The sequence below is a fragment of the Streptomyces ortus genome, assembly GCF_026341275.1.
GTDB classification, from domain to species: domain Bacteria; phylum Actinomycetota; class Actinomycetes; order Streptomycetales; family Streptomycetaceae; genus Streptomyces; species Streptomyces ortus.
The window spans coordinates 7,079,833-7,105,545 of sequence record NZ_JAIFZO010000002.1; the positions used below are offsets into that span (position 1 = coordinate 7,079,833).

General features: G+C 71.3%; 22 protein-coding genes, 1 pseudogene and 1 riboswitch. Of the genes and pseudogenes, 19 read left to right on the forward strand and 4 right to left on the reverse strand.

Annotation, left to right across the window (positions count from 1 at the left end):
- Nucleotides 1-30 precede the first annotated feature (30 nt).
- From shc to K3769_RS34180, 8 genes and pseudogenes are all read left to right on the forward strand, one after another.
- On the forward strand, nucleotides 31-2,061 hold the full coding sequence (shc, locus tag K3769_RS34145; RefSeq protein ID WP_267030103.1) for a squalene--hopene cyclase: 2,031 nt from the start codon (nucleotides 31-33) through the stop codon (nucleotides 2,059-2,061).
- Nucleotides 2,061-2,705 (forward strand): phosphorylase family protein, encoded by a 645-nt coding sequence (locus K3769_RS34150; RefSeq protein ID WP_267030104.1) that lies wholly within the window; start codon nucleotides 2,061-2,063, stop codon nucleotides 2,703-2,705. Before shc ends, K3769_RS34150 begins: the two co-directional genes overlap by 1 nt.
- Before the next feature lie 5 nt (nucleotides 2,706-2,710).
- Nucleotides 2,711-3,733, forward strand: a complete 1,023-nt coding sequence (gene hpnH / locus K3769_RS34155) for an adenosyl-hopene transferase HpnH (RefSeq protein ID WP_267030105.1) — start codon at nucleotides 2,711-2,713, stop codon at nucleotides 3,731-3,733.
- A gap of 4 nt (nucleotides 3,734-3,737) precedes the next feature.
- The gene (gene ispG / locus K3769_RS34160) at nucleotides 3,738-4,919 is read left to right on the forward strand and encodes a flavodoxin-dependent (E)-4-hydroxy-3-methylbut-2-enyl-diphosphate synthase (protein ID WP_267030106.1); all 1,182 of its coding nucleotides are present in this window, start codon (nucleotides 3,738-3,740) and stop codon (nucleotides 4,917-4,919) included.
- Between the two features lie 29 nt (nucleotides 4,920-4,948).
- Nucleotides 4,949-6,814: pseudogene (gene dxs, locus K3769_RS34165) on the forward strand (1-deoxy-D-xylulose-5-phosphate synthase); the annotation flags it as partial.
- A gap of 266 nt (nucleotides 6,815-7,080) precedes the next feature.
- The gene (locus K3769_RS34170; protein WP_267030107.1) at nucleotides 7,081-8,478 is read left to right on the forward strand and encodes an aspartate aminotransferase family protein; all 1,398 of its coding nucleotides are present in this window, start codon (nucleotides 7,081-7,083) and stop codon (nucleotides 8,476-8,478) included.
- 166 nt (nucleotides 8,479-8,644) lie between these two features.
- Nucleotides 8,645-9,283, forward strand: coding sequence for a helix-turn-helix domain-containing protein (locus tag K3769_RS34175; RefSeq protein WP_267030108.1), 639 nt, complete (start codon nucleotides 8,645-8,647; stop codon nucleotides 9,281-9,283).
- Nucleotides 9,280-9,405 carry a DUF6126 family protein gene (locus K3769_RS34180; protein WP_267030109.1) on the forward strand — a complete coding sequence of 42 codons (126 nt, stop codon included), beginning with the start codon at nucleotides 9,280-9,282 and terminating at the stop codon, nucleotides 9,403-9,405. Before K3769_RS34175 ends, K3769_RS34180 begins: the two co-directional genes overlap by 4 nt.
- Before the next feature lie 24 nt (nucleotides 9,406-9,429).
- On the opposite strand, the gene K3769_RS34185 is transcribed toward K3769_RS34180, so the two are convergent.
- The gene (locus K3769_RS34185) at nucleotides 9,430-10,227 is read right to left on the reverse strand and encodes a tyrosine-protein phosphatase (RefSeq protein WP_267030110.1); all 798 of its coding nucleotides are present in this window, start codon (nucleotides 10,225-10,227) and stop codon (nucleotides 9,430-9,432) included.
- Nucleotides 10,228-10,394: 167 nt separating this feature from the next.
- Here K3769_RS34185 and K3769_RS34190 point away from each other — a divergent pair, with 167 nt between their 5' ends.
- Both K3769_RS34190 and K3769_RS34195 read left to right on the forward strand, forming a co-directional pair.
- Nucleotides 10,395-12,494 carry an alpha-galactosidase gene (locus tag K3769_RS34190; protein ID WP_267031659.1) on the forward strand — a complete coding sequence of 700 codons (2,100 nt, stop codon included), beginning with the start codon at nucleotides 10,395-10,397 and terminating at the stop codon, nucleotides 12,492-12,494.
- A 294-nt stretch (nucleotides 12,495-12,788) separates the two neighbouring features.
- Nucleotides 12,789-12,953, forward strand: a riboswitch (cyclic di-AMP (ydaO/yuaA leader).
- Between the two features lie 2 nt (nucleotides 12,954-12,955).
- A complete protein-coding gene (locus K3769_RS34195; RefSeq protein WP_267030111.1) occupies nucleotides 12,956-13,885 on the forward strand; it encodes a M23 family metallopeptidase in 930 nt (309 codons plus the stop codon).
- Nucleotides 13,886-13,986: 101 nt separating this feature from the next.
- On the opposite strand, the gene K3769_RS34200 is transcribed toward K3769_RS34195, so the two are convergent.
- On the reverse strand, nucleotides 13,987-14,565 hold the full coding sequence (locus tag K3769_RS34200) for a TetR/AcrR family transcriptional regulator (protein WP_267030112.1): 579 nt from the start codon (nucleotides 14,563-14,565) through the stop codon (nucleotides 13,987-13,989).
- Between the two features lie 146 nt (nucleotides 14,566-14,711).
- Here K3769_RS34200 and K3769_RS34205 point away from each other — a divergent pair, with 146 nt between their 5' ends.
- From K3769_RS34205 to K3769_RS34215, 3 genes are all read left to right on the forward strand, one after another.
- Nucleotides 14,712-15,605, forward strand: a complete 894-nt coding sequence (locus tag K3769_RS34205; protein ID WP_267030113.1) for an SDR family oxidoreductase — start codon at nucleotides 14,712-14,714, stop codon at nucleotides 15,603-15,605.
- A 91-nt stretch (nucleotides 15,606-15,696) separates the two neighbouring features.
- Nucleotides 15,697-16,362: an O-methyltransferase gene (locus tag K3769_RS34210; RefSeq protein WP_267030114.1), complete on the forward strand. Its 666-nt coding sequence runs from the start codon at nucleotides 15,697-15,699 to the stop codon at nucleotides 16,360-16,362.
- 165 nt (nucleotides 16,363-16,527) lie between these two features.
- A complete protein-coding gene (locus tag K3769_RS34215; protein ID WP_267031660.1) occupies nucleotides 16,528-17,313 on the forward strand; it encodes an SGNH/GDSL hydrolase family protein in 786 nt (261 codons plus the stop codon).
- Nucleotides 17,314-17,435: 122 nt separating this feature from the next.
- Here K3769_RS34215 and K3769_RS34220 read toward each other — a convergent pair whose 3' ends face one another.
- Entirely contained in the window at nucleotides 17,436-18,101 is a 666-nt protein-coding gene (locus K3769_RS34220; RefSeq protein WP_267030115.1) for a TetR/AcrR family transcriptional regulator, read from the reverse strand.
- 327 nt (nucleotides 18,102-18,428) lie between these two features.
- A complete protein-coding gene (locus K3769_RS34225; protein ID WP_267031661.1) occupies nucleotides 18,429-19,592 on the reverse strand; it encodes a Glu/Leu/Phe/Val dehydrogenase dimerization domain-containing protein in 1,164 nt (387 codons plus the stop codon).
- 340 nt (nucleotides 19,593-19,932) lie between these two features.
- Between K3769_RS34225 and K3769_RS34230 the strand changes: the two genes are divergently transcribed.
- The 6 genes from K3769_RS34230 (at nucleotide 19,933) to K3769_RS34255 (ending at nucleotide 25,706) form a co-directional block, all read left to right on the forward strand.
- On the forward strand, nucleotides 19,933-21,210 hold the full coding sequence (locus tag K3769_RS34230; protein WP_267030116.1) for an MBL fold metallo-hydrolase: 1,278 nt from the start codon (nucleotides 19,933-19,935) through the stop codon (nucleotides 21,208-21,210).
- Nucleotides 21,211-21,530: 320 nt separating this feature from the next.
- Nucleotides 21,531-23,717, forward strand: a complete 2,187-nt coding sequence (locus tag K3769_RS34235; protein ID WP_267030117.1) for an ATP-binding protein — start codon at nucleotides 21,531-21,533, stop codon at nucleotides 23,715-23,717.
- Complete coding sequence (locus K3769_RS34240) at nucleotides 23,611-24,045, forward strand: roadblock/LC7 domain-containing protein (protein ID WP_267030118.1); 435 nt, start codon at nucleotides 23,611-23,613, stop codon at nucleotides 24,043-24,045. The genes K3769_RS34235 and K3769_RS34240 overlap by 107 nt, the downstream gene beginning before the upstream one ends.
- Nucleotides 24,046-24,047: 2 nt before the next feature.
- Complete coding sequence (locus tag K3769_RS34245) at nucleotides 24,048-24,419, forward strand: DUF742 domain-containing protein (RefSeq protein WP_267030119.1); 372 nt, start codon at nucleotides 24,048-24,050, stop codon at nucleotides 24,417-24,419.
- Nucleotides 24,397-24,996, forward strand: coding sequence for a GTP-binding protein (locus K3769_RS34250; protein WP_267030120.1), 600 nt, complete (start codon nucleotides 24,397-24,399; stop codon nucleotides 24,994-24,996). The genes K3769_RS34245 and K3769_RS34250 overlap by 23 nt, the downstream gene beginning before the upstream one ends.
- The gene (locus tag K3769_RS34255) at nucleotides 24,993-25,706 is read left to right on the forward strand and encodes a GAF domain-containing protein (RefSeq protein WP_267030121.1); all 714 of its coding nucleotides are present in this window, start codon (nucleotides 24,993-24,995) and stop codon (nucleotides 25,704-25,706) included. Before K3769_RS34250 ends, K3769_RS34255 begins: the two co-directional genes overlap by 4 nt.
- Nucleotides 25,707-25,713 lie beyond the last annotated feature (7 nt).

A 25,713-nucleotide genomic window follows, 5' to 3' on the forward strand; every position in this document is an offset into this window, starting at 1 on the left:
AGAGACATGCCACTGCACGAAGGGGAAGCCATGACAGCGACGACCGACGGAAGCACCGGGGCCCTCCCGCCCCGCGCAGCCTCGGCCAGCGACATCCGGACAGAATCGACTCCCGCGGCGGCCGGGACAGCCGATATCCGAGAGACCGCCACGCGCGCGATACAGCGTGCCACCGACTTCCTGCTCACCGCGCAGGACGCCGAGGGCTGGTGGAAGGGCGACCTGGAGACCAACGTCACCATGGACGCCGAAGACCTGCTGCTCCGTCAGTTCCTGGGCATCCAGGACGAGAAGACCACCCGGGCCGCCGCGCTGTTCATCCGCGGCGAGCAGCGCGAGGACGGCACCTGGGCCTCCTTCTACGGCGGACCCGGCGAACTCTCCACCACCGTCGAGGCGTACGTGGCCCTGCGGCTGGCCGGTGACGTGCCGGACGATCCGCACATGGCGCGGGCTTCCGCCTGGATCCGGGAGCGGGGCGGCATCGCGTCGGCCCGGGTCTTCACCCGCATCTGGCTGGCCCTGTTCGGCTGGTGGAAGTGGGACGACCTCCCCGAACTGCCTCCGGAACTCATTTGGTTCCCGAAGTGGATGCCGCTCAACATCTACGATTTCGGCTGCTGGGCCCGGCAGACCATCGTGCCGCTCACCGTCGTCTCCGCGAAGCGCCCGGTCCGTCCGGCGCCCTTCACGCTGGACGAGCTGCACACCGATCCCCATGACCCCAACCCGGTCAGACCCTTCGCGCCGGTGGCGAGTTGGGACGGGGCGTTCCAGCGGCTCGACCGGGCCCTGCACGCCTACCGCAAGGTCGCCCCGCGCAGGGTCCGCCGGGCCGCGATGAACACCGCGGCCCGCTGGATCATCGAGCGCCAGGAGAACGACGGGTGCTGGGGCGGCATCCAGCCGCCCGCCGTCTACTCGGTCATCGCCCTGTACCTGCTCGGCTACGACCTCGAACACCCCGTGATGCGGGAGGGACTTGCCTCCCTGGACCGCTTCGCCGTGTGGCGCGAGGACGGGGCCCGGATGATCGAGGCCTGTCAGTCACCGGTGTGGGACACCTGCCTGGCGACCATCGCGCTCGCCGACGCGGGCGTGCCCGCCGACCACCCGCAGATGGTGCGGGCGGCGGACTGGATGCTCGGGGAGGAGATCGTCCGGCCCGGCGACTGGGCCGTCAAGAGGCCCGAACTGCCGCCCGGCGGCTGGGCGTTCGAGTTCCACAACGACAACTACCCCGACATCGACGACACCGCCGAAGTGGTCCTCGCGCTGCGCCGGGTCAGGCACCACGACCCGGAGCGCGTGGAGAAGGCCATCGGGCGCGGGGTGCGCTGGAACCTCGGCATGCAGTCGAAGAACGGCGCGTGGGGCGCCTTCGACGTCGACAACACCAGCCCCTTCCCCAACAGGCTGCCGTTCTGCGACTTCGGCGAGGTCATCGACCCGCCCTCCGCCGATGTCACCGCGCACGTCGTGGAGATGCTCGCGGTCGAGGGCCTGGCCCACGACCCGCGTACCCGCCGGGGCGTCGAATGGCTGCTCGCCGAACAGGAGGCGAACGGCTCCTGGTTCGGCCGCTGGGGCGTCAACTACGTATACGGGACGGGGTCGGTGGTGCCCGCACTCGTCGCCGCCGGACTGCCCGGCTCGCATCCCGCGATCCGGCGGGCGGTGTCCTGGCTGGAGACCGTGCAGAACGAGGACGGCGGCTGGGGCGAGGACCTGCGCTCCTACCACGACGTCGCCGAGTGGAGCGGGCGCGGCGCGTCCACCGCCTCCCAGACCGCGTGGGCGCTGCTGGCGCTGCTCGCGGCCGGGGAGCGGGAGTCCGAGGCCGTCGAGCGGGGCATCGCCTGGCTCGCGCGGACCCAGCTGGCGGACGGCTCCTGGGACGAGCCGTACTTCACCGGCACCGGGTTCCCCTGGGACTTCTCCATCAACTACCACCTCTACCGGCAGGTGTTCCCGCTCACCGCACTCGGCCGGTACGTCAACGGCGAACCGTTCGCCGACCTGCAGAGCGGCGCCCAGAGCGCCTTCGGCAGGGCGAGTTGATGAGCGCGACGCCGGGCGCCGCCCCGCTGCTGATCGCCTGCGCGCTGGGCATCGAGGGGTTCGCCCTGCGCACGGGAGGCGACCGGGGCGGCGCGTACGGACCGGTCACCGTGCTGCGTACGGGCATGGGGCCCGCGGCGGCCGAGCGGGCGGTCGGCAAGGCGCTGGCCGGTCCCGCGCTGCGCGAGGCGGCCGTCCTGGCCACGGGCTTCTGCGCCGGACTGGCCCCCGGTATGCGGCCGGGAGACCTGATCGTCGCCGAGGAGACCCGGGACCCGCACGGCGGCACACCGTGCGTGGGCACCGGCCTGCTCGCCGGAGAACTCGGACGCGTCCTGCCCGGCCGCACCGTCCACACGGGACCGCTCGCCGGTTCCGATCACGTGGTCCGCGGTCGCGAACGACAGGATCTGTACGCGACCGGGGCGATCGCGGTCGACATGGAGTCGGCGGCGACGCTCCGCGGCGCACTCCGCGCGGGCGAGCGCCCGGTTGCCGCCGTACGGGTGGTCGTGGACGCCCCGGAACATGAACTCGTCCGGATCGGCACGGTACGCGGTGGAATATCAGCCTTCCGTGTTCTTCGTGCCGCTCTTCCTGTTTTCTATGAATGGCACCGTTCCTTGCTGCTCCCCAGGAGGTGAGCCAGATGGCCATGCCGCTCCGCCAGACCATCAAGGTCGCGACGTATCTCATGGAACAGAAACTCCGTAAGCGGGACAAGTTTCCGCTGATCGTCGAACTGGAACCGCTGTACGCCTGCAACCTCGCGTGCGAGGGCTGCGGCAAGATCCAGCACCCGGCCGGAGTGCTCAAGCAGCGCATGCCGGTGGCGCAGGCCGTCGGGGCGGTGCTCGAATCGGGCGCGCCGATGGTCTCCATCGCCGGCGGCGAACCCCTGATGCACCCGCATATCGACGAGATCGTGCGGCAGTTGGTGGCCAGGAAGAAGTACATCTTCCTGTGCACCAACGCCATGCTGCTGCGCAAGAAGATGGACAAGTTCACGCCCTCGCCGTACTTCGCGTTCGCCGTGCACATCGACGGCCTGCGGGAGCGGCACGACGAGTCCGTCGCCAAGGAGGGCGTGTTCGACGAGGCGGTCGCGGCCATCAAGGAGGCCAAGCGGCGCGGCTTCCGGGTGACCACCAACTCGACCTTCTTCAACACCGACACCCCGCAGACGATCATCGAGGTGCTGAACTACCTCAACGACGACCTGAAGGTGGACGAGATGATGATCTCGCCCGCCTACGCCTACGAGAAGGCACCCGACCAGGAGCACTTCCTGGGCGTGGAACAGACCCGCGAACTGTTCAAGAAAGCATTCTCCGGCGGCAACCGGCTGCGCTGGCGGCTCAACCACTCCCCGCTCTTCCTGGACTTCCTGGAGGGCAAGGTCGACTTCCCCTGCACGGCGTGGGCGATCCCGAACTACTCGCTCTTCGGCTGGCAGAAGCCCTGCTACCTGATGAGCGACGGGTACGTCACGACGTACAAGGACCTCATCGAGAAGACCGACTGGGACGCCTACGGCCGCGGCAAGGACCCGCGGTGCGCCAACTGCATGGCGCACTGCGGCTACGAGCCGACGGCGGTCATGGCCACCATGGGCTCCCTCAAGGAGTCGCTGCGGGCCGCCCGCGAGACCGTCTCGGGAAACCGCGGGTGACGTGATGACCGCCATCTCCTTGGGCCTCCCCGAGGTGCCGGTCCGGCCGATCGCGGAACGCCGTGTCTCACGGCGGATCCAGGTCGGACCGGTGGCGGTCGGGGGCGGCGCGCCCGTGTCGGTGCAGTCGATGACGACCACGCGTACGTCGGACGTCGGCGCCACCCTGCAGCAGATCGCCGAACTCACCGCGTCCGGCTGCCAGATCGTCCGCGTCGCCTGCCCTACGCAGGACGACGCGGACGCGCTGGCCACCATCGCGCGCAAGTCGCAGATCCCGGTGATCGCGGACATCCACTTCCAGCCGAAGTACGTGTTCGCCGCGATCGAGGCGGGCTGCGCGGCGGTCCGGGTCAACCCCGGCAACATCAAGCAGTTCGACGACAAGGTGAGGGAGATCGCGCGGGCCGCCACCGACCACGGCACGCCGATCCGGATCGGGGTCAACGCCGGCTCACTGGACCGGCGCCTCCTCCAGAAGTACGGGAAGGCGACACCGGAGGCGCTGGTCGAGTCGGCGCTGTGGGAGGCGTCCCTCTTCGAGGAGCACGGCTTCCGTGACCTCAAGATCTCGGTCAAGCACAACGACCCGGTCGTGATGGTCAACGCCTACCGGCTGCTGGCGGCGCGGTGCGACTACCCGCTGCACCTCGGTGTGACGGAGGCGGGACCCGCCTTCCAGGGCACCGTCAAGTCCGCGGTGGCCTTCGGGGCGCTGCTCGGCGAGGGCATCGGAGACACCATCCGGGTGTCACTGAGCGCCCCGCCCGCCGAGGAGTGCAAGGTCGGCATCCAGATCCTTGAGTCGCTGGGGCTTCGGCAGCGGCGCCTGGAGATCGTGTCCTGCCCGTCCTGCGGGCGGGCCCAGGTCGACGTCTACAAGCTCGCCGACGAGGTCACGGCCGGCCTGGAGGGCATGGAGGTGCCCCTGCGCGTCGCGGTCATGGGCTGCGTCGTCAACGGACCGGGAGAAGCACGGGAGGCGGACCTGGGGGTTGCCTCCGGCAACGGCAAGGGACAGATCTTCGTCAGGGGCGAGGTCATCAGGACCGTCCCCGAGTCGAAGATCGTGGAGACCCTCATCGACGAGGCGATGAAGATCGCCGAGCAGATGGAGGCGGACGGCGTCGCATCGGGCGAGCCGGAGGTCACGGTACCGGGGCAACCCGCCGGCACCGCGCATTAGCCGCAGCACGGACCGAGAGGGGGCCGAGCGTGACGATTCTGGAGACCATCCGGGGACCACGCGACCTGAAGGCGCTGTCCGAGACCGAGATAGGCCAAGTGGCCGAGGAGATAAGGGAGTTTCTGGTGCACGCGGTCGCCAGGACCGGCGGGCACCTGGGACCCAACCTGGGGGTGGTGGAACTGTCCGTCGCGCTCCACCGGGTCTTCGAGTCACCGACCGACCGCATCCTGTGGGACACCGGCCACCAGAGCTATGTGCACAAGCTCCTGACCGGACGTCAGGACTTCTCCAAGCTGCGCGGCAAGGGCGGCCTGTCCGGCTACCCCTCGCGCGAGGAGTCCGAGCACGACATCATCGAGAACAGCCACGCGTCCACCGCGCTCGGCTGGGCCGACGGGCTCGCCAAGGCCCGCCAGGTACAGGGCGAGAAGGGGCACGTCGTCGCGGTCATCGGCGACGGCGCGCTCACCGGAGGCATGGCCTGGGAGGCGCTGAACAACATCGCCGCCGCCAAGGACCGCCCGCTGATCATCGTCGTCAACGACAACGAACGCTCGTACGCGCCGACCATCGGCGGACTCGCCAACCACCTGGCTACCCTGCGCACCACCGACAGCTACGAGAAGGTGCTGGCCTGGGGCAAGGACGTCCTGCTGCGCACCCCCCTCGTCGGCGGCACGCTCTACGAGTCCCTGCACGGCGCGAAGAAGGGCTTCAAGGACGCGTTCGCGCCGCAGGGCATGTTCGAGGACCTGGGGCTGAAGTACGTCGGGCCGATCGACGGGCACGACACGGGCGCCGTCGAGTCGGCGCTGCGCCGCGCGAAACGCTTCCACGGACCCGTCCTCATCCACTGCCTGACGGAGAAGGGGCGCGGTTACGAGCCCGCGCTCGCACACGAGGAGGACCGTTTCCACACGGTCGGCGTCATGGACCCGCTCACCTGCGAGCCCCTGGCCCCCTCCAACGGCCCCTCCTGGACCTCGGTGTTCGGCGACGAGATCGTCCGCGTCGGCGAGGAGCGCGAGGACGTCGTGGCGATCACGGCGGCCATGCTGCACCCGGTGGGCCTCACCAAGTTCGCCGAGAGGTTCCCCGACCGGGTGTGGGACGTCGGCATCGCCGAGCAGCACGCCGCGGTGTCCGCGGCCGGCCTCGCGACCGGCGGGCTGCACCCGGTCGTCGCCGTGTACGCGACCTTCCTCAACCGGGCCTTCGACCAGCTCCTCATGGATGTCGCGCTGCACCGCTGCGGAGTGACCTTCGTGCTGGACCGCGCCGGGATCACCGGCGTCGACGGCGCCTCCCACAACGGCATGTGGGATCTGTCCGTCCTCCAGGTCGTGCCTGGACTCAGGATCGCCGCGCCGCGCGACGCCGCCCAGCTCCGGGCCCAGCTGCGCGAGGCCGTCGCCGTGGACGACGCCCCTACGCTGATCCGCTTCCCCAAGGAGTCGGTGGGACCCGAGGTCCCGGCGGTCGACCGGGTCGGCGGAGTGGACGTGCTGCACCGGGGCGACCGGTCCGACGTGCTGCTCGTCGCCGTCGGCGTGATGGCACCGGTGTGCCTGCACGCGGCCGAGCTGCTCGAGTCCCGGGGCATCGGCTGCACGGTGGTGGACCCGCGCTGGGTCAAGCCCGTCGACCCCGCGCTGCCCGGCCTCGCCGCCGAGCACCGGCTGGTCGCGGTCGTCGAGGACAACAGCCGGGCCGCCGGAGTGGGAGCGGCGGTGGCGCTCGCCCTCGGCGACGCCGAAGTCGACGTACCGGTACGTCGGTTCGGCATCCCCGAACAGTTCCTCGCGCACGCCAAACGGGCCGAGGTGCTGGCCGACATCGGTCTGACCCCCGTCGAGATCGCGGGCCGCATCAGCGCGAGCATGGCGGTACGGAACGCCGACGGCCGGTCCGGCCGGCGCGCTGTCGCGGAAGCGGCGCGGACCTCCGGCGGGCGGGCCGCGGCGAAACGCGCGCGGCGGGCACCGGGCGACGGGCGGCGCACCGCCAGGGCGGGGGAGGCCGCATCCGTGGGCGCGGCGGAGGCTCCCGGCCGGCGGATCGACCGGCAGGATGAGGCCGACGGGGAGCGGGGGACCGGGGAGCAGGGTGCCGCCGACAGGCCGGCCGCAAAGACGCGCGTGTCCAAGGAGAAGCCGGAATGACCACCAGCAAGTCCCAGGAGTTCGACCTCGGCACTCTCCTCGCCGGGCGCGGAGCCGAGCGCTACGAGCTGCACGCCAAGTACCTGAACCACCAACTGCCGCGCATGCTGCGCACCATCGGCTTCGACAAGGTCTACGAGCGGGCCGAGGGCGCCCACTTCTGGGACGCGGACGACAACGACTACCTGGACATGCTCGCCGGGTTCGGGGTGATGGGCCTCGGCCGCCACCACCCCGTCGTCCGCAAGGCACTGCACGACGTCCTCGACGCGCAGCTCGCCGACCTCACCCGCTTCGACTGCCAGCCGCTGCCCGGACTGCTGGCGGAGCAACTGCTGACGCACAGCCCGCACCTGGACCGGGTGTTCTTCGGCAACAGCGGAACGGAGGCCGTCGAGACCGCGCTGAAGTTCGCCCGCTACGCCACCGGCAGGCCGCGCGTCCTGTACTGCGCGCACGCCTTCCACGGTCTGACCACCGGGTCCCTGTCCGTCAACGGCGAGGACGGCTTCCGGGACGGCTTCGCCCCGCTGCTGCCCGACACGGCGGTCCCGCTCGGCGACCTCGACGCCCTGGCGGCCGAGCTCAAGAAGGGCGACGTCGCCGCGCTGATCGTCGAGCCGATCCAGGGCAAGGGCGTGCACGAGTCGCCGCCCGGCTATCTGCGCGACGCCCAGGAGCTGCTGCACAAGCACAAGGCGCTGCTCATCGCGGACGAGGTGCAGACCGGGCTCGGCCGGACCGGCGACTTCTACGCCCACCAGCACGAGGACGGGGTCGAACCGGACCTGGTCTGCGTGGCCAAGGCGCTGTCGGGCGGCTACGTGCCCGTCAGCGCCACCCTCGGCAAGGACTGGATCTTCAAGAAGGTCTACTCGTCCATGGACCGGGTCCTCGTGCACTCCGCGAGCTTCGGATCCAACGCGCAGGCCATGGCGGCCGGTCTCGCCGTCCTGTCGGTCATGGAGAACGAGCAGATCGTGGCGAACGCCCGCGCCATGGGGGAGCTGCTCAAGTCCCGGCTCACGGCGCTCGTCGACCGGTACGAGCTGCTGAGCGACGTACGCGGCCGGGGGCTGATGATCGGCATCGAGTTCGGCCGCCCCACGTCGCTGAAGCTGCGCAGCCGGTGGACGATGCTGCAGGCGGCGCGCAAGGGGCTGTTCGCGCAGATGGTGGTCGTACCGCTGCTGCAGCGGCACCGGATCCTGACCCAGGTCTCAGGCGACCACCTGGAGGTGATCAAGCTGATTCCGCCGCTGGTGATCGGGGAGCGGGACGTGGACCGGTTCGTGGACGCGTTCACCGCCGTGATGGACGACGCGCACAGCGGGGGCGGGCTGATGTGGGACTTCGGCAGGACGCTGGTGAAACAGGCGGTCGCGAACCGGTAGCCCCGCGGGCCTGCCGTACGCCTTCGCCGCGCGCCGGCGGGGTCGTTCGCGTACTTCCCCGCGCCTCTGAAGGGGCTGAAAGACTGCGCCGTTCCCCGCGCCCCCGGGATTTTGCCTCTAAGGCAACTTATTTGCCTGCGAGGCAAGTCTCCGGCTCAATGGACACATGAACCCTGCCAAGGGTACGCACCCCTCCGACCCGCCGTCGGCGGAGGAGCCGCCCCCCACCGTCGCCCCCCAGCTACGCGCCCTCCGCCACCGCGCGGCCCTCACCCTGGAGTCCGCGGCCGCCGCGGCGGGGCTCTCGCCCGCCCACCTCTCCCGGCTGGAGACCGGCCGGCGCCAGCCCTCCCTGCCCATGCTGCTCGCCCTGGCCCGCATCTACGGCACCACCGTCTCCGACCTGCTCGGCGAGACGGTCACCGAGCGGGACGCCGTCGTGCGCTCGGCCGACATGGAGCCGACCCGGGCCGGCGGCTGGACCTACTGGCAGGCGGGCGCCGCCGGACGCGGCATGCAGTCCCTGCGGGTGCACGTCCCCTACGGAGCGCAGGGCGACATCGTGCGGGTCCACCCCGGAGAGGAGTGGCTGTACGTCCTCCAGGGACGGCTGCGGCTGCGCCTCGGGGACACCGCACATGTCCTCGAACCCGGCGACAGCGCCCACTTCGACTCGTTGACCCCGCACCGGATCGCCGCCGCGGGCCGGGACGGGGCCGAGCTCCTCTTCGTACACACCCTGCTGCAGAGTCCGACGGCCGCGCTGTGCCTCGGGCCGACGACCATCCCAGGAGAATCCTCATGAAGGACATCGAGGAGAAGTTCCCGCGCGCGCTGTGGGTACGGCTCATCATCTACGTGGCGGTCGGGCACGTCTTCGCCGCCTTCATCTACCTGCTGTTCACGCTGGGCGCCCGGAACCAGTAGGCGGTCCGGGGGCGGCGGGACCGGTCAGTCGAGGAACCGCTGACGCAGCCGCTCCCGTATCGCGGGCGTCACGCCGAGGCCCTGTTCCAGATACGCGTCGACCCCGCCCCAGGTCTCCTCGATCGTGTCGAACGCCGCCGCCAGATACTCGGCGCGTGCGTCGAAGAGCGGGCTGAGCAGCTCCATCACCTCGGGGGTGTAGGCGGAGGCGGCGGTGCTGCTGCGGTGGACCTTGTAGCGGCGGTGCGCCGCGTTCGACTCCAGGTAGTCCGCCACGATCGCCTCGCGCTCGACGCCCACGGCGAGAAGTGTCACGGCGACGGAGAGGCCCGCCCGGTCCTTGCCCGCCGCGCAGTGCATCAGGGCCGGAACGCTGTCCTCGGCCAGCGCGTGCAGTACCTGCCGGTGCTCGGCCGTGCGCTCCTTGACGATCGTGCGGTAGGACATGATCATGCGGTTCGCCGCCTGGCCGTCCGCGAGCAGCGCACGCAGCTCGTCCACGTTCCCGTCGCGGACCATCTTCCAGAACTCGGCGCCGTCGGCGGGGTCCGACAGCGGCAGGTTCACATTGCGCACCCCGGGCAGCTCGACGTCGGCGCCCTCCAGCCGCTGGTCCGCGGCATTGCGGAAGTCGAAGATCGTGTGCAGACCCAGCGAGGCGAGGAACGCGGCGTCCGACGGCGTCGCGTGTGCGAGGTGGCCGCTGCGGAACAGCCGTCCGTACGCCACTCGCCGGCCGTCCACCGTCGGCAGGCCGCCCACGTCGCGGAAGTTGCGTACACCGGCCAGCTCGGGCTCGGTCGACGGGACCTGCTGCGTCACGGGGGCTCCTCCCTCGGCCGCCGACGCGGCTCGTCGGCGAGGTGCGTATCCGACGATACGACATCGGTTCGTGGGCCAATGAGTTGTCCACAGGCGTTGCCCGAAGGGCAGGTCGGCCCTGATGATGTTGGGGCTTGAGCGTGCCTGTTCGAATATGTGAGGGCTTGATGGTAGAGATCGGCGCAGACGGCCGTACGTGGCTTCTTTCGGGGCCCACGAGCAGCTACGGCCTGCGGCTCGGTGACGAGGACGAGCTGGTGCATCTGCACTGGGGCCCGAGGATCGCGCTCGCCGACGCCGAGGCGCTCGCCGCGGGCCCGGGTCCCGAGTACTGGGCGTTCGAGGCCACCCTCGACGGCCACGAGGAGTACCCGGTCGAGGGCGGCCCCCGCTTCGTACGGCCCGCCCTGTCCGTGCGCACACCGGACCGGCGCGGCACCGAATGGCGCTTCGAGGGGTACGAGACCGACGGGGTGGGCGAGGCCTCCGGCGACGAGCTGCGGCTGCGGTTCTCCGACTCCGGGCTCGGCATCACCCTGCACTACCGGATGCGGGCGGGCACCGACGTCGTCGAGCGATGGGTGACCCTCGCCAACGAAGGACCCGCCCTTGAGGTCCTGCGCGCCGACTCCGCGACCTGGACGCTGCCGCGCCGCGACGGCTGGCGGCTGTCCCAGCTGCACGGACGGTGGGCGGCCGAGTCCCGGCTGGTGCGCTCCGAGCTGACGTACGGCGAGAAGATCATCGGCAGTCGGCGCGGGCACACCGGGCACCAGCATCTGCCGTGGGTCGCCCTGGACGCGGACGGCACGGCGACCGAGGAGCTGGGCGAGGTCTACGGCTGTGCCCTCGCCTGGTCGGGGTCCTGGCGGATCGCGGTGGCCCAGCTGCCCGACGCGCGCGTGCAGATCACCGGCGGGGCCGGGTACGACGACTCGGGCCTGCTGCGGCTGGAGCCGGGGGAGACCTTCGTCACGCCGGTCTTCGCGGGGCTGTGGAGCGACGGCGGCTTCGGCGGGGCGAGCCGCGCCTGGCACGCGTACCAGCGCGCGTACGTGATCCCGGACGCGGAGCGGGACCGGCCCGTGCTCTTCAACTCCTGGGAGGCCACGGAGTTCGACATCTCCGAGGAGCAGCAGCGGGCGCTCGCCCGCCGGGCCGCCGAGGCCGGTGTCGAACTCTTCGTGGTCGACGACGGCTGGTTCGGGGCCCGCACCAGCGACCGGGCGGGGCTCGGTGACTGGACGGTCAACCGGGACCGCTTCCCGGGGGGCCTCAAGCCGCTCGGCGACTACGTGCACGGGCTCGGGATGCGGTTCGGCATCTGGGTCGAGCCCGAGATGGTCAACCCGGACAGCGAGCTGTACCGCGCACACCCGGACTGGGTGCAGTTCCAGTCGGGACGGAAGCGGACGGAACTACGCAATCAGCTCGTGCTGAACCTCGCCCGCGAGGACGTCCAGGAGTACCTGTGGGAACAGCTCGACGCGCTGCTCTCCAGCGCGCCGATCGACTACGTGAAGTGGGACTTCAACCGCGCCTTCACCGATGCGGGCTGGCCCGGCGAGGCGTACCCGCAGCGGCTGTGGGTGGACCATGTGCACGCCCTGTACAAGCTGTTGGACCGGCTGCGGGCGGCCCACCCGACCGTCGCCTTCGAGTCCTGCTCGGGCGGCGGCGGCCGGATCGACCTCGGCATCATGGCGCGTACGGACCAGGTGTGGACCTCGGACAACACCGACCCGCTCGACCGGCTCGCCATCCAGCACGGCTTCAGCCAGGTGCATCCCGCGCGAGCCATGGCCGCCTGGGTCACCGACAGCCCGAACACGCAGCTCAACGGACGTGTCAGCTCGCTGCGCTTCCGGTTCGTGAGTGCGATGGCCGGGGTGCTCGGCGTCGGCGGCGACCTCACCCGCTGGACCGAGGAGGAGCTGGCCGAGGCGCGGACCTGGGTGGAGCTCTACAAGGAGATCAGGCCCGTCGTGCAGCGCGGTGAGCTTCATCGGCTGCGGGCGCCGGAGGGCGGACTGAGTGCCGTCCAGTACGTCCGGGACGGCGAGGTCGTCGTCCTCGCCTGGCTCCAGGCCCAGCACTACGGCGAGCCGGTCGCACCGCTGAGGCTGCGGGGCCTGGATCCGTCGGCGGAGTACGAATGCCCCGAAACGGGCGAAGTCCACCGAGGTGCGGTGCTGTTGCACCACGGGCTGCGGACGGGATTGCGCGGCGACCTCGATGCGGCGGTTGTCCGGCTGCGTCGCATCTGACTGTTCTGTCGGTAATGGAGCCTTCATTCCAACTCGCCCCGGAGTGAAGGCTCCTGAGGAGGTCCTGGGTGAGCAGCGTCATATCCGTGACGTTCCGCTGTCGCCATGCTCACGTAAGTCCGCTTTGTTTCCAGCGTTTTATCGAATGGGGACAGCCGGTATTCACCCTGGGTGACCGGTGTGTTGATCGAGGATCAAGAAAACGGGACGCACACCAAACCCTCAAGCTTGTTTACGCCTCTTCATGTCGCTTACGTTCACCTCCAATCCGGACGGACGCCCAATCCTGCCGCCGCCCGGAAACCGCACTCACCCGTATGTGGCAGGAGCGGGGGACCCACAGGTAAGACGCCTGTTCCGGTCTCCGGAACGGCTTGGGGTTAAGTCGCGCGAAAGCGCGGCCGGGCATCTCCAGCTCGCACCCGACAGCTCACCTCGCAGGCGCCGGAGAGGAATTCGTCATGCCCGCGAAGGGTAAGCACCGCCGTCCCAAGTCCCCGCGTTTCTCGCGCTCCATAGCCGTGGCCGGAACCGGGGGCGCGGCCCTCGCCATCCCGCTGCTCGGTGCCGCCGGAGCGCACGCCGCGACCCCGCAGACCGCCGCCGACTCCGTGGCGAGCGCCGCGAACGTCTCGACCGTCGCGAACAAGTCCGCCGCTGCCGCTCCCACCGCCGGCAAGCAGGCCGCCGCGAAGGCGGACGCGAAGAAGGTCGCGACCAGGACGTACGCCGTGCGTTCCGGCGACTCCCTGTCGAAGATCGCCGACACGCAGGACGTCAGCGGCGGCTGGAAGAAGCTGTACGCGGACAACCGCTCGTCCATCGGCGGCGACCCGTCGCTCATCCACCCGGGCCTCAAGCTCGCCCTCGGCGGCAAGGCGCCGGCCACCCAGAGCTCCGACTCCGGCTCCGCCAAGGCCGAGAAGCCGGCCGCCGCCAAGAAGTCGACCACGGCGTCCAAGGCCGCGGACACCTCGACGGCCACCGGCTTCTCGCTGCCGGTCTCGGGGGCGTCCATCGGCACCTCGTACGAGATGTCCGGCAGCATGTGGTCCAGCGGGTACCACACCGGTGTCGACTTCGTGGTGCCCACCGGCACCGCGCTCAAGTCCGTCGGCGCCGGCACGGTCGTCTCCGCCGGATGGGGCGGCGCGTACGGCAACCAGGTCGTCATCCGGCTCGCCGACGGCCACTACGCCCAGTACGCCCACCTGTCCTCCCTCTCCGTCTCGGCCGGCCAGACCGTGACGGGCGGACAGCAGGTCGGCCTCTCGGGTGCCACGGGCAACGTCACCGGCCCGCACCTGCACTTCGAGATCCGCACCACCCCGGACTACGGCTCGGACGTGGACCCGCTGGCGTACCTGCGCGCCAAGGGCGTCTCCGTCTGACGCAGGCCGACGCCCACGGGCGTCGACCCACGTAGATCTCCGAAGGCCGGACCCTGTGATCCCCGGGGTCCGGCCTTCGGCATGTCCGGGCCCGGGAGGGTTCAGGTCCCGGGAGGGTTCAGGGCGCGTACGAACTGCTCTGTGAGCTGTTCGGTGTCGAGGTCGTCCGCGCTGCGCCCGGTCAGGAGGTGGAAGAAGGGCGGGCCGATCAGGAGCGCGGTCGCCTGTTCGAGCGAGAGGGGAGTGTCGCTCGGCTGCCGCACCGCCTCCACGACCTCCGCGGCGCTCTCTCCGAGGATGTCCCGGGAGGCCAGCAGCGCGGCGACCTCCGCGTCGTGCTGGGCTTCCCCCATCAGGGCGCGGTAGGCCGCGCCCGCGTGGGAGTGGGCCAGGAAGCCCACCAGGGCGTCGAGATAGGCCTTGAGGTCCTTGCGGGGATCGCCGCTGCGGGGCACGGACAGTTCCTCCCGGGCGTCGATGGCGCTGGCCTCGTAGAGGACCTCCGCCTTGTTCGACCACCAGCGGTACACGGTCTGCCGGCCCACGCCCGCCCGCTCGGCGATGCCCTTCATGGTCAGGGCCGCGTATCCCACTTCCACCAGAAGGTCGTCGACGGCGTGCAGCACGGCGGCCCGTGCGCTCTCACTGCGGGGCCGTCCGCGGCCACTTCCATCCACCATGCCGCAACTCTATACGAGGCACAGTGTCTCGTATGTGTTACCTTTACGGTGCACGGTGACTCGGAAATGAGTACCCGGCCCTGTCCCGCACTGTCATCTGCCCCGCACTTTCATCTGCCCTTTCGGGGGCGAAGGAGGTCACGTCCATGCGTGCATTCGTCACCGGAGCGACCGGCTGGATCGGCTCCGCCGTGGTCGACGAACTCGTCTCCGCGGGCCATCAGGTCATCGGCCTGGCCCGGTCCGACCGGGCCGAGCGGGCCCTCGCGGCCAAGGGGGTCGGCGTCGTCCGCGGCGACCTGGACGATCTCGGCTCGCTGCGGCGAGGCGCCGACCAGGCGGACGCGGTCATTCACCTGGCCAACAAGCACGACTGGGGCAACCCCGCCGAGTCCGACCGTTCCGAACGTGCCGCGATCCGGGCCCTCGGTGGCGTCCTCAGCGGGACCGGCCGCCCGTTCGTGGTCGCCGCGCCCTTCTCCGGCCTCGTCGAAGGGCGGCCCGCCACCGAGGACGACGTCTCGCCGGCCGTCGGCCCGGACTCCAACCGGGGCGGCAGCGAGAACCTCGCCCTGGACTACGTGGCCCGGGACGTGCGGACCGTGATCACGAGGTTCGCACCGAGCGTCCACGGCCACGGCGACTGGGGGTTCGTCAACTTCCTCACCCAGGCGGCCCGCGACAAGGGAGTCTCCGGTTACGTCGGCGACGGCTCCGCCGCCTGGTCGGCGGTGCACCGCGACGACGCGGCCCAGCTCGTCCGCCTGGGCATGGAGAAGGCGCCCGCGGGGACGCGCCTGCACGCCGTCGCCGAGGAGGCCGTCACCACCAAGGCGATCGCCGAGGCGATCGGCCGCAGCCTCGGCCTGCCGGTCGCCTCCGTCGCCCCGCGGGACGCCGGACCCCACTTCGGCTTCGTCGGCTCCTTCTTCGCCTCCACCATGACCGCGTCCAGCGACGCGAGCAGGCGGCTTCTGTCCTGGGAGCCCACCGGGCCGTCCCTGCTCGCGGACATCGACGCGGGCGCGTACACGGCCTGACGGCCGCAGGCGTCCACACGCCACGACCCGACCAGCACCCACCTACCCGGCCCGACCTCTCGTAACAGCACCGTCCGAAGGAGCCAATGCCGTGCCCACCCCTCCGTACACCCTGGCGGAACCACGTGTCTCCGCCGCTCTGACCCGCATGTTCGAAGCCGCCGCCCGCGACGAGGAGACCGTGTCGCTTGTGAGGGGCGACCTGCCCCACGACCGGGGGGCGCTGACCGCGCAGGAACTCGCCGACGCGGCGCAGGACGTCTACATGCCGGTCTCCGCCGACGGCGGCAGACTCCTCTACAACCTCGTCCGCGCCACGAAACCGGCCACCGTCGTCGAGTTCGGCACCTCGTACGGCATCTCCACGCTTCACCTGGCCGCCGCCGTCCGCGACAACGGCACCGGCCGGGTCGTCACCACGGAGATGAGCCGGACCAAGGCGGCGTCGGCCCGCGACACCTTTGCCGCCACCGGTCTCGACGACGTGATCACCGTGCTGGAGGGGGATGCCCTCCAGACGCTCGCCGCACTGACGCAGCCGGTCGGCTTCCTGTTCCTGGACGGCTGGAAGGACCTCTGCCTGCCCGTCCTGCGGCTCCTTGAGCCGCACATCGCGCCCGGCACCCTGGTGGTCGCCGACGACGTGGACCTCCCCGACCTCGGCCCCTACCTCGACCATGTGCGCGACACGGCCAACGCGTACCACAGCGTCACCTTCCCCGTGGAGGACGGCCTCGAAATCAGCTGCCGCCTCTGACCGGATCCGACGCCGTTGAACGCGCCCCTTATTCCGGGGTTGACCAACACTTGACGAGTGGCTTATCTCACCGGGCGTCAACCCCTGCCTACGGTCGCGTAGGTCACACCCCAAGGTGAATCATGGGCCGACGTGGCAGACGATTCGAAAGACGACAACAGATCAGTGATCGGGTCGTACGTGGCGGTGGGGGACAGCTTCACCGAGGGCGTCGGCGACCCGGGCCCGGACGGGGCGTTCGTCGGCTGGGCCGACCGGTTCGCGGTACTGCTCGCGGACCGGCGGCCCGAGGGCGACTTCACCTACACCAACCTCGCGGTACGCGGGAAGCTGCTCGACCAGATCGTCGAGCACCAGTTGCGGCGGGCCAGGGAGCTCGCGCCGGACCTGGTCTCCTTCTGTGCGGGCGGCAACGACATCATCCGGCCGGGCACCGATCCCGACGAGGTCGCGGAGCGGTACGAGCGTGCGGTCGCGGACCTCACGTCGGCCGTCGGCACGGTCCTCGTGACCACCGGCTTCGACACCCGTGACGTACCCGTTCTCAAGCACATGCGCGGCAAGATCGCCACGTACAACCTGCATCTGCGGGCCATTGCCGACCGGTACAACTGTCCGGTGCTCGACCTGTGGTCCCTCAAGACCATCCAGGACCGGCGGGCCTGGGACGGCGACCGGCTCCATCTCTCGCCCGAGGGGCACACCCGGGTGGCGCTGCGCGCCGGCCAGGTGCTCGGCCTCGAGGTGCCGGCCGACCCGGACCAGCCCTGGCCGGTGCTGCCGCCGCGCGGGACGATGGAGATGCGGCGGGACAACATCCAGTGGGCACGCGAGTACCTGGTGCCGTGGATCGGCCGACGGCTGCGCGGGGAGTCCTCGGGCGACCGCGTGGAGGCGAAGGGAAGCCTGTCTCCCCACGACATCAAGTCGTGGATAGAAGCTGTGGCCTGAGGGTCTGAGGGCCTGAGGGCCTGGGGGTCTGGGGGGGGCCTGAGGGCCTGAGGCGCCTCAGGTGCCTGAGTGGGGTGAAAGGTTGAACGGCCGAAGGGCTGAGCGGCGTCGAGATGGTTGCCTCAGGCATCCGGAGTCTGGGGCTCGGCAGGCCGGGGCCCGGTAGTCCGGGGTCCGGCAGGCTGGGGCCCGGCGTGGTCGAGCCCCAGTTCCCGGGCCAGTGCCTCGTCCACCCACTGCTGGGTGCGGGCGCGGGAGACCGCGCCCGGGTACGCCGTCATCTGCACGGCCAGCCCGTCGAGCAGGGCGGTCAGCCGCAGCGCGCTGGCGGTCGGGTCCGGGCACCGGAACTCACCCGCCGCCACGCCCTCGGCGATGACCTCGATGAGCGCGGCCTTCCACTGCCGGTCCAGGTCGCGGGTGACGTCCCGCAGCACGGGCTCGCGCAGCGACACCGCCCAGCCCTCGATCCACAGCCGCCAGCCCTTGGCCTGTCCGGTCGGCGCGTACCAGCGCACGGCGGCCCGCAGCCGCCGCAGGGCCGTCGTCCGGCGGCCGAGCAACTTGCGCAGATGGGCGAGATCGTCCCCGGCGGCGTACGTGAACGCGGCGGCGACCAGTTTCTCCTTCGTGGAGAAGTGATAGAGCACCAGCGCGTTGCTCACACCGAGCGCGTTCGCCACGTCGGCGATCCGCACCGCGGACACGCCCCGCTCCTCGATCTGCCCGATGGCGGCCCGCAGCAGCTCCTGCTGCCGCTCCGCCACACCCAACCGCACTCTCGCCACCGGGCAACCCTATTGCGTGACCGGGTACGCCGCGGCCGGAGGGGCGGTTACCGGCCGCGCGGAACCTGGGCCGGTGCGGGCGTGGGGGGGCTCGGGTCGGTCCGGGTGTGCGGAAGCCGCCGGCGGCCCCGTTCTGCCCGGCCCGGCCCCGCCCGGCCCGGTCGCTCGGGTGCTCTCGCGGGGCCGGTCGAGTCGGCGTCGTGGCGGGTCCGGTTGCGGCGGGGTGCCGCAGGTCCGTTCGGTCGGGGTCCGTCGTGGGTTGGGTCCGGTCGGGCGGAAGTCGGTTCGGCCGGGTGGGCGAGGGGCGGGCCCGGCGGGGCGGAGGCTTCAGCGGTACCAGCCGAACCTGTCCGTGATCTCCGGCAGGAGTTCCTCGACGAGGGCGTGGGCGGCTGCCCGGGGTGTCGAACCGTCGGCCTCCGCGCGCGCGAGCGTCCGGTCGATCAGGGCGCGCATCGAGCGGCGCGTGTACGCGAACGCCTCCTCCGCGTCGGCCCCGATGTCACCGAACAGCGTCCACCACCACCAGGCGTTGGTACCGGAGTTGACCACGACGTCCGGCAGGACGATGACCCCGCGCGCGGCGAGCAGCTCCTCCGCCTCGGGCAGGACGGGCATGTTGGCCGCCTCTACGATCCAACGGGCCGTGATCTGCTCCTGGTTGACCGTGTCGACGGCGTACGAGACCGCGGCCGGTACCAGCACCTCGGCCCCCGCGGACAACCAGGCGTCCAGGGGCAGTTCACGGTCGGCGGGACGCAGGACCGAGCGATCGACCGTGCCGTAGGTGTCCCGCGCGGCGAGCAGCGCGTCGATGTCCAGCCCCCCGGCGTTGGCGATGGTGCCCTTCACGTCGGCGACCGCCACGACACGCAGCCCCGCGCGTGTGAGGAACCGGGCGGTGGCCCCGCCCATCGTGCCCAGGCCCTGTACGGCGACCCGGGTACCCGCGTAGGCCACTCCGGCCCGGTCCAGCGCCGCCAGCACCGACTCGGCCACCCCGCAGCCGCCGACCAGCTCGTCCAGACCGATGCCGTCCACCTCGACCGCGAACGCGTCCGCCAGCCGCCGGCGGGCCGCCTCCTCGTCGTCGAGCAGCGGGTACACCGCCTGGATCGACGACACGAGGCCCGCCTCCGTCGCGGCCCGGTCGACGAGATCCTGGGTGAGGCCCAGGTCCTCCCCGGTGGTCCAGTGCTGCTCGATGTACGGGCGCATGGCGCGCAGATAGCGCACGAGCAGGCCGTACGCCTCCGGGTCCCGGGGATCGCAGTCGATGCCTCCCTTGGCGCCGCCCAACGGGATGTAGCGGCCCTCCGGGTTGTAGTGCAGGGCCTCCTTCATGGTCATTCCCCGGGCCAGGCCCGCGACCTCGGCCAGCGTGCACCCCGCCCGCATCCGCAGCCCGCCGCTGGAGACACCGCGTACCAGGCGGTCCACGACCAAGTGCCCCTGACGGCCCGTGACGTGGTCGGTCCAGGTGAGCGACATCAAGGGGGCGCGGTCCGGGTCGTTCACAGGGTCTCCTCGGGAACAGGCATCGGCTTCGGAACGTTGCACCGGCTGGAAGCCGGGCGCACAGAGCGTCCCGGTGCCGGTCCCGCACCCTCGCTACTGAATGATCGGTCAGTATCGAAAGTGCGGGGCAAACTGTCAATCGTCTCTGTCGACCGTGTCTGTCGACGTGCTGAACGGATCTTCGGTGTGAGGGATGGGGTACGGGGTGAACCTCGCCGTGCTCGGCACGGACACCGCTCTGTCACGCGCCCGACCCGGCGCTGTCAGAGGCGGCGACCATAATGGATGTTCAGACCGACCCACTGGAGGTGCCGTGACCGGCTCCCGTTCCCTGAGTTCCGGGCTCCGTGCTCTGCGCCCCGCCGCGTTCGGCGTGGATCCGAGTGGTGAGCGCATGCAGCGCATCCGCAGATCTCCGAACTACGCGGACGGCGTGTTCCGCAACCCCGAGGGTGCCCCTCGCCCGGACGGGGCCATGCGCGAGTTCGCGAAGTCCTACTTCCGCAAGGAGGAGCGCGTCCTGCGGGCTCCGGCGGGCGTCGTGCCGGTGCACTCCACGACCCTCGCCGACCTCGCCGCGCCCGCCGCCTCGGGGCTGCGGCTGACGTGGATGGGCCACTCCAGCGTGCTCGCGGAGATCGACGGACACCGGGTGCTCTTCGACCCCGTCTGGGGCGAGAGGTGCTCCCCGTTCGCCTTCGCCGGGCCCAAGCGGCTGCACCCGGTGCCCCTGCCGCTGGCGGCCCTCGGCCCGGTCGACGTGGTCGTCATCTCGCACGACCACTACGACCACCTCGATCTGCCCACGATCAAGGCGCTGGCGGACACGGACACGCTGTTCGCGGTGCCCCTCGGCGTCGGCGCCCATCTGGAGCACTGGGGCGTCCCGGCGGACCGGCTGCGCGAGCTGGACTGGCACGAGACGACGAAGGTCGGCGGGATCTCCCTCACCGCCACCCCCGCCCGGCACTTCTGCGGCCGGGGCCTGCGCAACACGCAGCACACCCTCTGGGCCTCCTGGGTGGTGGCGGGCGACGAGCACCGGATCTACCACAGCGGCGACACCGGCTACTTCAAGGGCTTCAAGGACATCGGCACCGAGTACGGCCCCTTCGACGCCACGATGATCCAGATCGGCGCGTACAGCGACTTCTGGCCCGACATCCACATGACGCCCGAGGAGGGCATGCGCGCCCACCTCGACCTCCAGGGCGACCGGCCCACCGGCGTGATGATGCCGATCCACTGGGCCACGTTCAACCTCGCGGGGCACCCGTGGGCCGAGCCGGGCGAGGGCACCGTCAGTGCCGCCCACGCGGTCGGTGCCCGGGTCGCGCTGCCCCGGCCGGGCGAGCCCTTCGAGCCCACGGCGGAGACCGCTCCGTCCGAGCCCTGGTGGCGGGGCGTGGCCCTGGTGCCGAAGGGCGGCTGGCCGACGATCGAGAAGACGGTCGCCGAGGGGGTTGCCACCGAGGAGACCGTCGCCGCGGAGGCCGATGTCGCGAAGGCCGATGTCGCGACCGCGGGTCGCGACACTCCGCGTGACAAGGCGGCGGACACCGGCGACCCGGAATCGGTGCCCACCGGATGACCTGAGGCTGCCCGAAGGCGGTCGGCGAGGGCCGAGGAGCGAACTGCTCCTCGGCCCTCGCCGTTTTTCGTTGACCGCTTCTGACCAGGTCTGATCAGTTCAGCGAGACACGGGGGCCCATGCTCGACGGGTTTATCGGTCTGTCGTACGAACGCTCATACCAGAGCGGGACGTCGGTCGCCGAACTTCGTCAACTGCCCACCGCACATGATGCGGAGGCAACTACTGTGAGTGGCCGCTGAGCGACGGAGGGCCGATTTTCTTCGGCTCTCTCGACCGGGGGACCCCCACAGCCCCGACACACCAGTACGAGGACGTCGATGTCTCACCTTCGCGCACCGGCCGCACGCGCAGACCGCCGCGAGGGCGGGCGACACGGGCGACCGGTCGCCCGCACCACCCCCACGCTGCCCGAGACCCACATACGGCCCCAACTGCTCCGCCTCGCGATCCTGCCGCCCCTCGCGGTGGCCCTCAGCGCGAGTGCCGCGGTGCTCTTCACCGTCCGCACGACCGGCGCGCGACCCGGCACCGTGCTGTGGATCGTGCTCTCCGGAGCCCTCGCGGTGGCAGTCGCGGGCATCGTGATCGCCACCGTGGCCGCCGACCGGGCCGCCCGGTCCGTGCACGACCGCATCGGGACGCTGCGCCGCACCACCGCCCGGGGCCAGGCCGATCTGCTCGGCCTCGTCGAGGCACTGCGCCGCGGTGACGGGCCGCCCGCCCGTCGGCCGCGCGGCCGGCCGGCCGCGGACGCCGACGACTTCGACCTGCTCGCCGAGGACCTCGCGGCAGCGCACGACGGGGCGATCGGCGCGGTCGTCCAGGCTTCCCAGCTGTCCAGCCACGCGGGCAGCGAGCAGAAGGTCGAGGTCTTCGTCAATCTGGCCCGGCGGCTCCAGTCCCTCGTCCACCGCGAGATCTCGATCCTCGACGAGCTGGAGAACGAGATCGAGGATCCGGACCTGCTGAAGGGCCTCTTCCACGTCGATCACCTCGCCACCCGCATCCGCCGCCACGCCGAGAACCTCGCGGTGCTGGGCGGTGCCGTCTCGCGCCGGCAGTGGAGCAACCCGGTCTGCATGACCGAGGTGCTGCGGTCCGCGACCGCGGAGGTCGAGCAGTACTCACGGGTCAAGCTCGTACCGCCCATCGGCGGGACCGTACGCGGGCACGCCGTGGCCGACGTGATCCATCTGCTCGCCGAACTCGTCGAGAACGCCACGGTGTTCTCGGCCCCGCACACCCAGGTGCTGCTGCGGGCCGACGTGGTCACGTCGGGGCTCGCCGTCGAGGTCGAGGACCGCGGGCTCGGCATGCCGCTGGCCGAGCAGCACAAGATGAACGCGCTGCTCGCCGATCCGGACCAGGTGAACGTGGCGAGTCTGCTCCAGGACGGCCGGATCGGGCTGTTCGTGGTCTCCCAGCTCGCCCGCCGGCACGGGATCGCCGTCCGGCTGCAGACCAACATCTACGGCGGCGTACAGGCCGTACTGGTGGTGCCGCAGGCGTTGCTGGGGGACGAGGAGGGAGCGCAGACCGGGGCGCTGCCGGGAGCGCCGGCGCCGGCCGGGGCGAACGGCTCCTCCCCGGCACGGGGCGCGGTGCCGCAGACTGCTCCCGCCGTGACGGGGGGCCTGCCGCAGGGCACACGTGCGCATGGTGTCCCTGCGCATGGGGCGCATGGGTCGCCTGTCCATGGGTCTCCCGGCCATGAGGCACCGACACAGGCGGCTCCGGCCCATGAGGTGTCGATCCACGGGACCCCGGCCCATGAGGTGTCGGCCCACGCGAGCCCGGCCCATGAGACTCCGCTCCACGGGACCCCGGCCCACGGAACCCCGGCGGGCGATGTCTGGACCGCCGTGCCCGTGCCCACGCCCGCCCACGCGCAGCCGCAGTCGCAATCGTGGTCGGACGGTGTGCCCGGTGGGGGCGCCGTCGTGGACGGTGGTGGCGGGGGTGGTCCCGCACCCCTTCCCGTGCGGGGGGCCGGGAGCAGGGCCAACCCCGCAGAGGCCGTTCCCGGGATCCGGCCCGACGACAGGCAGGCCGTCGCCGAGAACACGGTCACGCCGCCCACCCCGCGCAACGGCGTGGTGCGCGGCAGCATGAGCAGGCCCCAACTGCCCAGGCGGCGGGCCCAGGAGCACCTCGTGCCCGAACTGCGCGGCGGCCCCGCGCCCCGGCAGGAGTCCGAGTTCCCCGTGGGACACGATCCCGGTCTGATGGCGGCGTTCCAGCGGGGCATCGGACTTGCCGAGGCCCAGTGCGCGGAGCTGGATCCCATGGAGTCCGCCCGGCACGACGGGAGCACCGGCCGGATGAGACACGCAGCCCCCCACCCCACCCCCACCCCACCTCCGCTCCCGAGACCTTCGTACGACAAGTCGATCCCCCATGGCGAGCGATGCGCCGACCGGCCACGCAACCGATCTCGACTGGCTGATGAGCGGCCTCGTACAGCGCGTACCGCACACCAGAAGCGCGGTGCTGCTCTCCTGTGACGGCCTCGTCAAGTCGGTGCACGGACTCGACCCGGACAGTGCCGACCACATGGCCGCCCTGGCCTCCGGGCTGTACTCCCTGGGCCGCAGTGCGGGCGTCCGCTTCGGCGACGGCGGCGACGTGCGCCAGGTCGTCGTCGAGCTGGACTCCACGCTGCTGTTCGTGTCCACCGCGGGTTCCGGCACCTGCCTGGCCGTGCTGGCCGGGCGCGACGCGGACGCGGCCGTACTCGGCTACGAGATGGCGATGCTGGTCAAGAGCGTCCGCCCGTACCTGATGACCGCGCCTCGGCAGCACAGTGTCGAACCGCCGGCGATGAGGCCTTGAACGTGGCCGCGGCCGGCGACGGTCCCTGGCTCGACGGCGCGGCGGGCCGCCTGGTGCGGCCCTACCAGGTGAGCAACGGCAGGACCCGGCCGAGCACCGCGCTCGACCTCCTGTCCCAGGTGATGTCCACCGGCGTCACCCCCCTCGGTTACCTCGGCCCCGAACACGCCCAGGCGCTCGAACTCTGCCAGGACCCCGTCTCGGTGGCCGAGGCCGCCGCGCATCTGAAGCTGCCGGCAGCGGTGACCAAGGTGCTGCTGTCCGACCTCGTCGACTGCGGGGCGCTCTCCATGAAGCCCCCCACGTTCCACCACAACCCCACTGACCGGTCTCTTCTGGAGGCAGTGCTCGATGGACTACGACGACAGCTCTGACCCTTTCCCCACCGCGTTGAAGATCCTGGTGGCGGGAGGCTTCGGAGTGGGCAAGACCACCTTCGTCGGCGCGGTGAGCGAGATCGCGCCGCTCAGCACGGAGGAACTGCTGACCACGGTCAGCGCCGCGACCGACAGTCTCGACGGCATCGAGAACAAGGTCGAGACGACCGTCGCGATGGACTTCGGACGCATCACCCTCGACGCGGACCATGTGCTGTACCTGTTCGGCACGCCCGGACAGGAACGGTTCTGGTTCATGTGGGACGAGCTCTCCGAAGGCGCCCTCGGCGCGGTCGTCCTCGCCGACACCCGCCGCCTGGAGGACTGCTTCGCCGCCGTCGACTTCTTCGAACAGCGCGGCCTCGGCTTCATCGTCGCCGTCAACGAGTTCGACGGCGGCTTCCGCTACGACCCGGAAGAGGTGCGCGCGGCCATCGACCTCGACCCGGGCGTGCCGGTCGTGCGCTGCGACGCGCGGATCTCCAGTTCGGGGGTGCAGACCCTGCTCACGCTCGTCCGCCACCTGCTCGCCCACGCACCCACGCGCGCCCCCAGCCACGGAGCACACACATGAGGTACGACCCGTCGCGCCCGGCCGGTCGGCTGCTGCTCACGCCCGAGGACAAGGAGGCACCCGCCCGAACGTGCCGACTGCGGGTGCTGGGCCTGGGGGAGCGCGCCGAACCGGCCCTCGACGCGTTCGCGCGGCGGCTGGCCGAGCTGGCCGGGGCGCCGTACGCGATGGTCAACTTCGTCGGTGAGGAACGGCAGTTCTTCGCGGGCCTGCATGCCCGGCCCCCGCATGCCAGGCCCGCGCGCACCCAGCCCTCACACGCCCGGCCCCCGCAGGCCCGGATCCCTGGCACCGGGCACGACGCCTTGGACACCGGCATCGGCAGCGGCGCCGGTACGGGCCCCGGCTCCGGCGGTGACGCGGCCCGCGGTGACGCCGACCTCGGCCGCTCCGCCCCGCGGTCCCTCGGTCCCGGCCGCCACATGGCCCGCGAGTACGGGTTCTGCCCCCATGTGGTGGTCCGCCGCAAGGCGCTGGTGCTGGAGGACGTCCGGGACTATCCGCGTTTCGCGGGCAATCCGGTGGTCGACGAGTACGGCATCCACTCCTACCTCGGCGCCCCTCTGCTCGACCGCACGGGCATCGCGCTCGGCACGGTGTGCGTCACCGATGTCGAGCCCAGGCCGTGGGGGCGGTCGGGCCTGGACACCATCAAGGCGATGGCGGCGGAGCTGGTCGAGCAGATCGAGTTGCGGGAGGTCGGACTATGACCGGGAA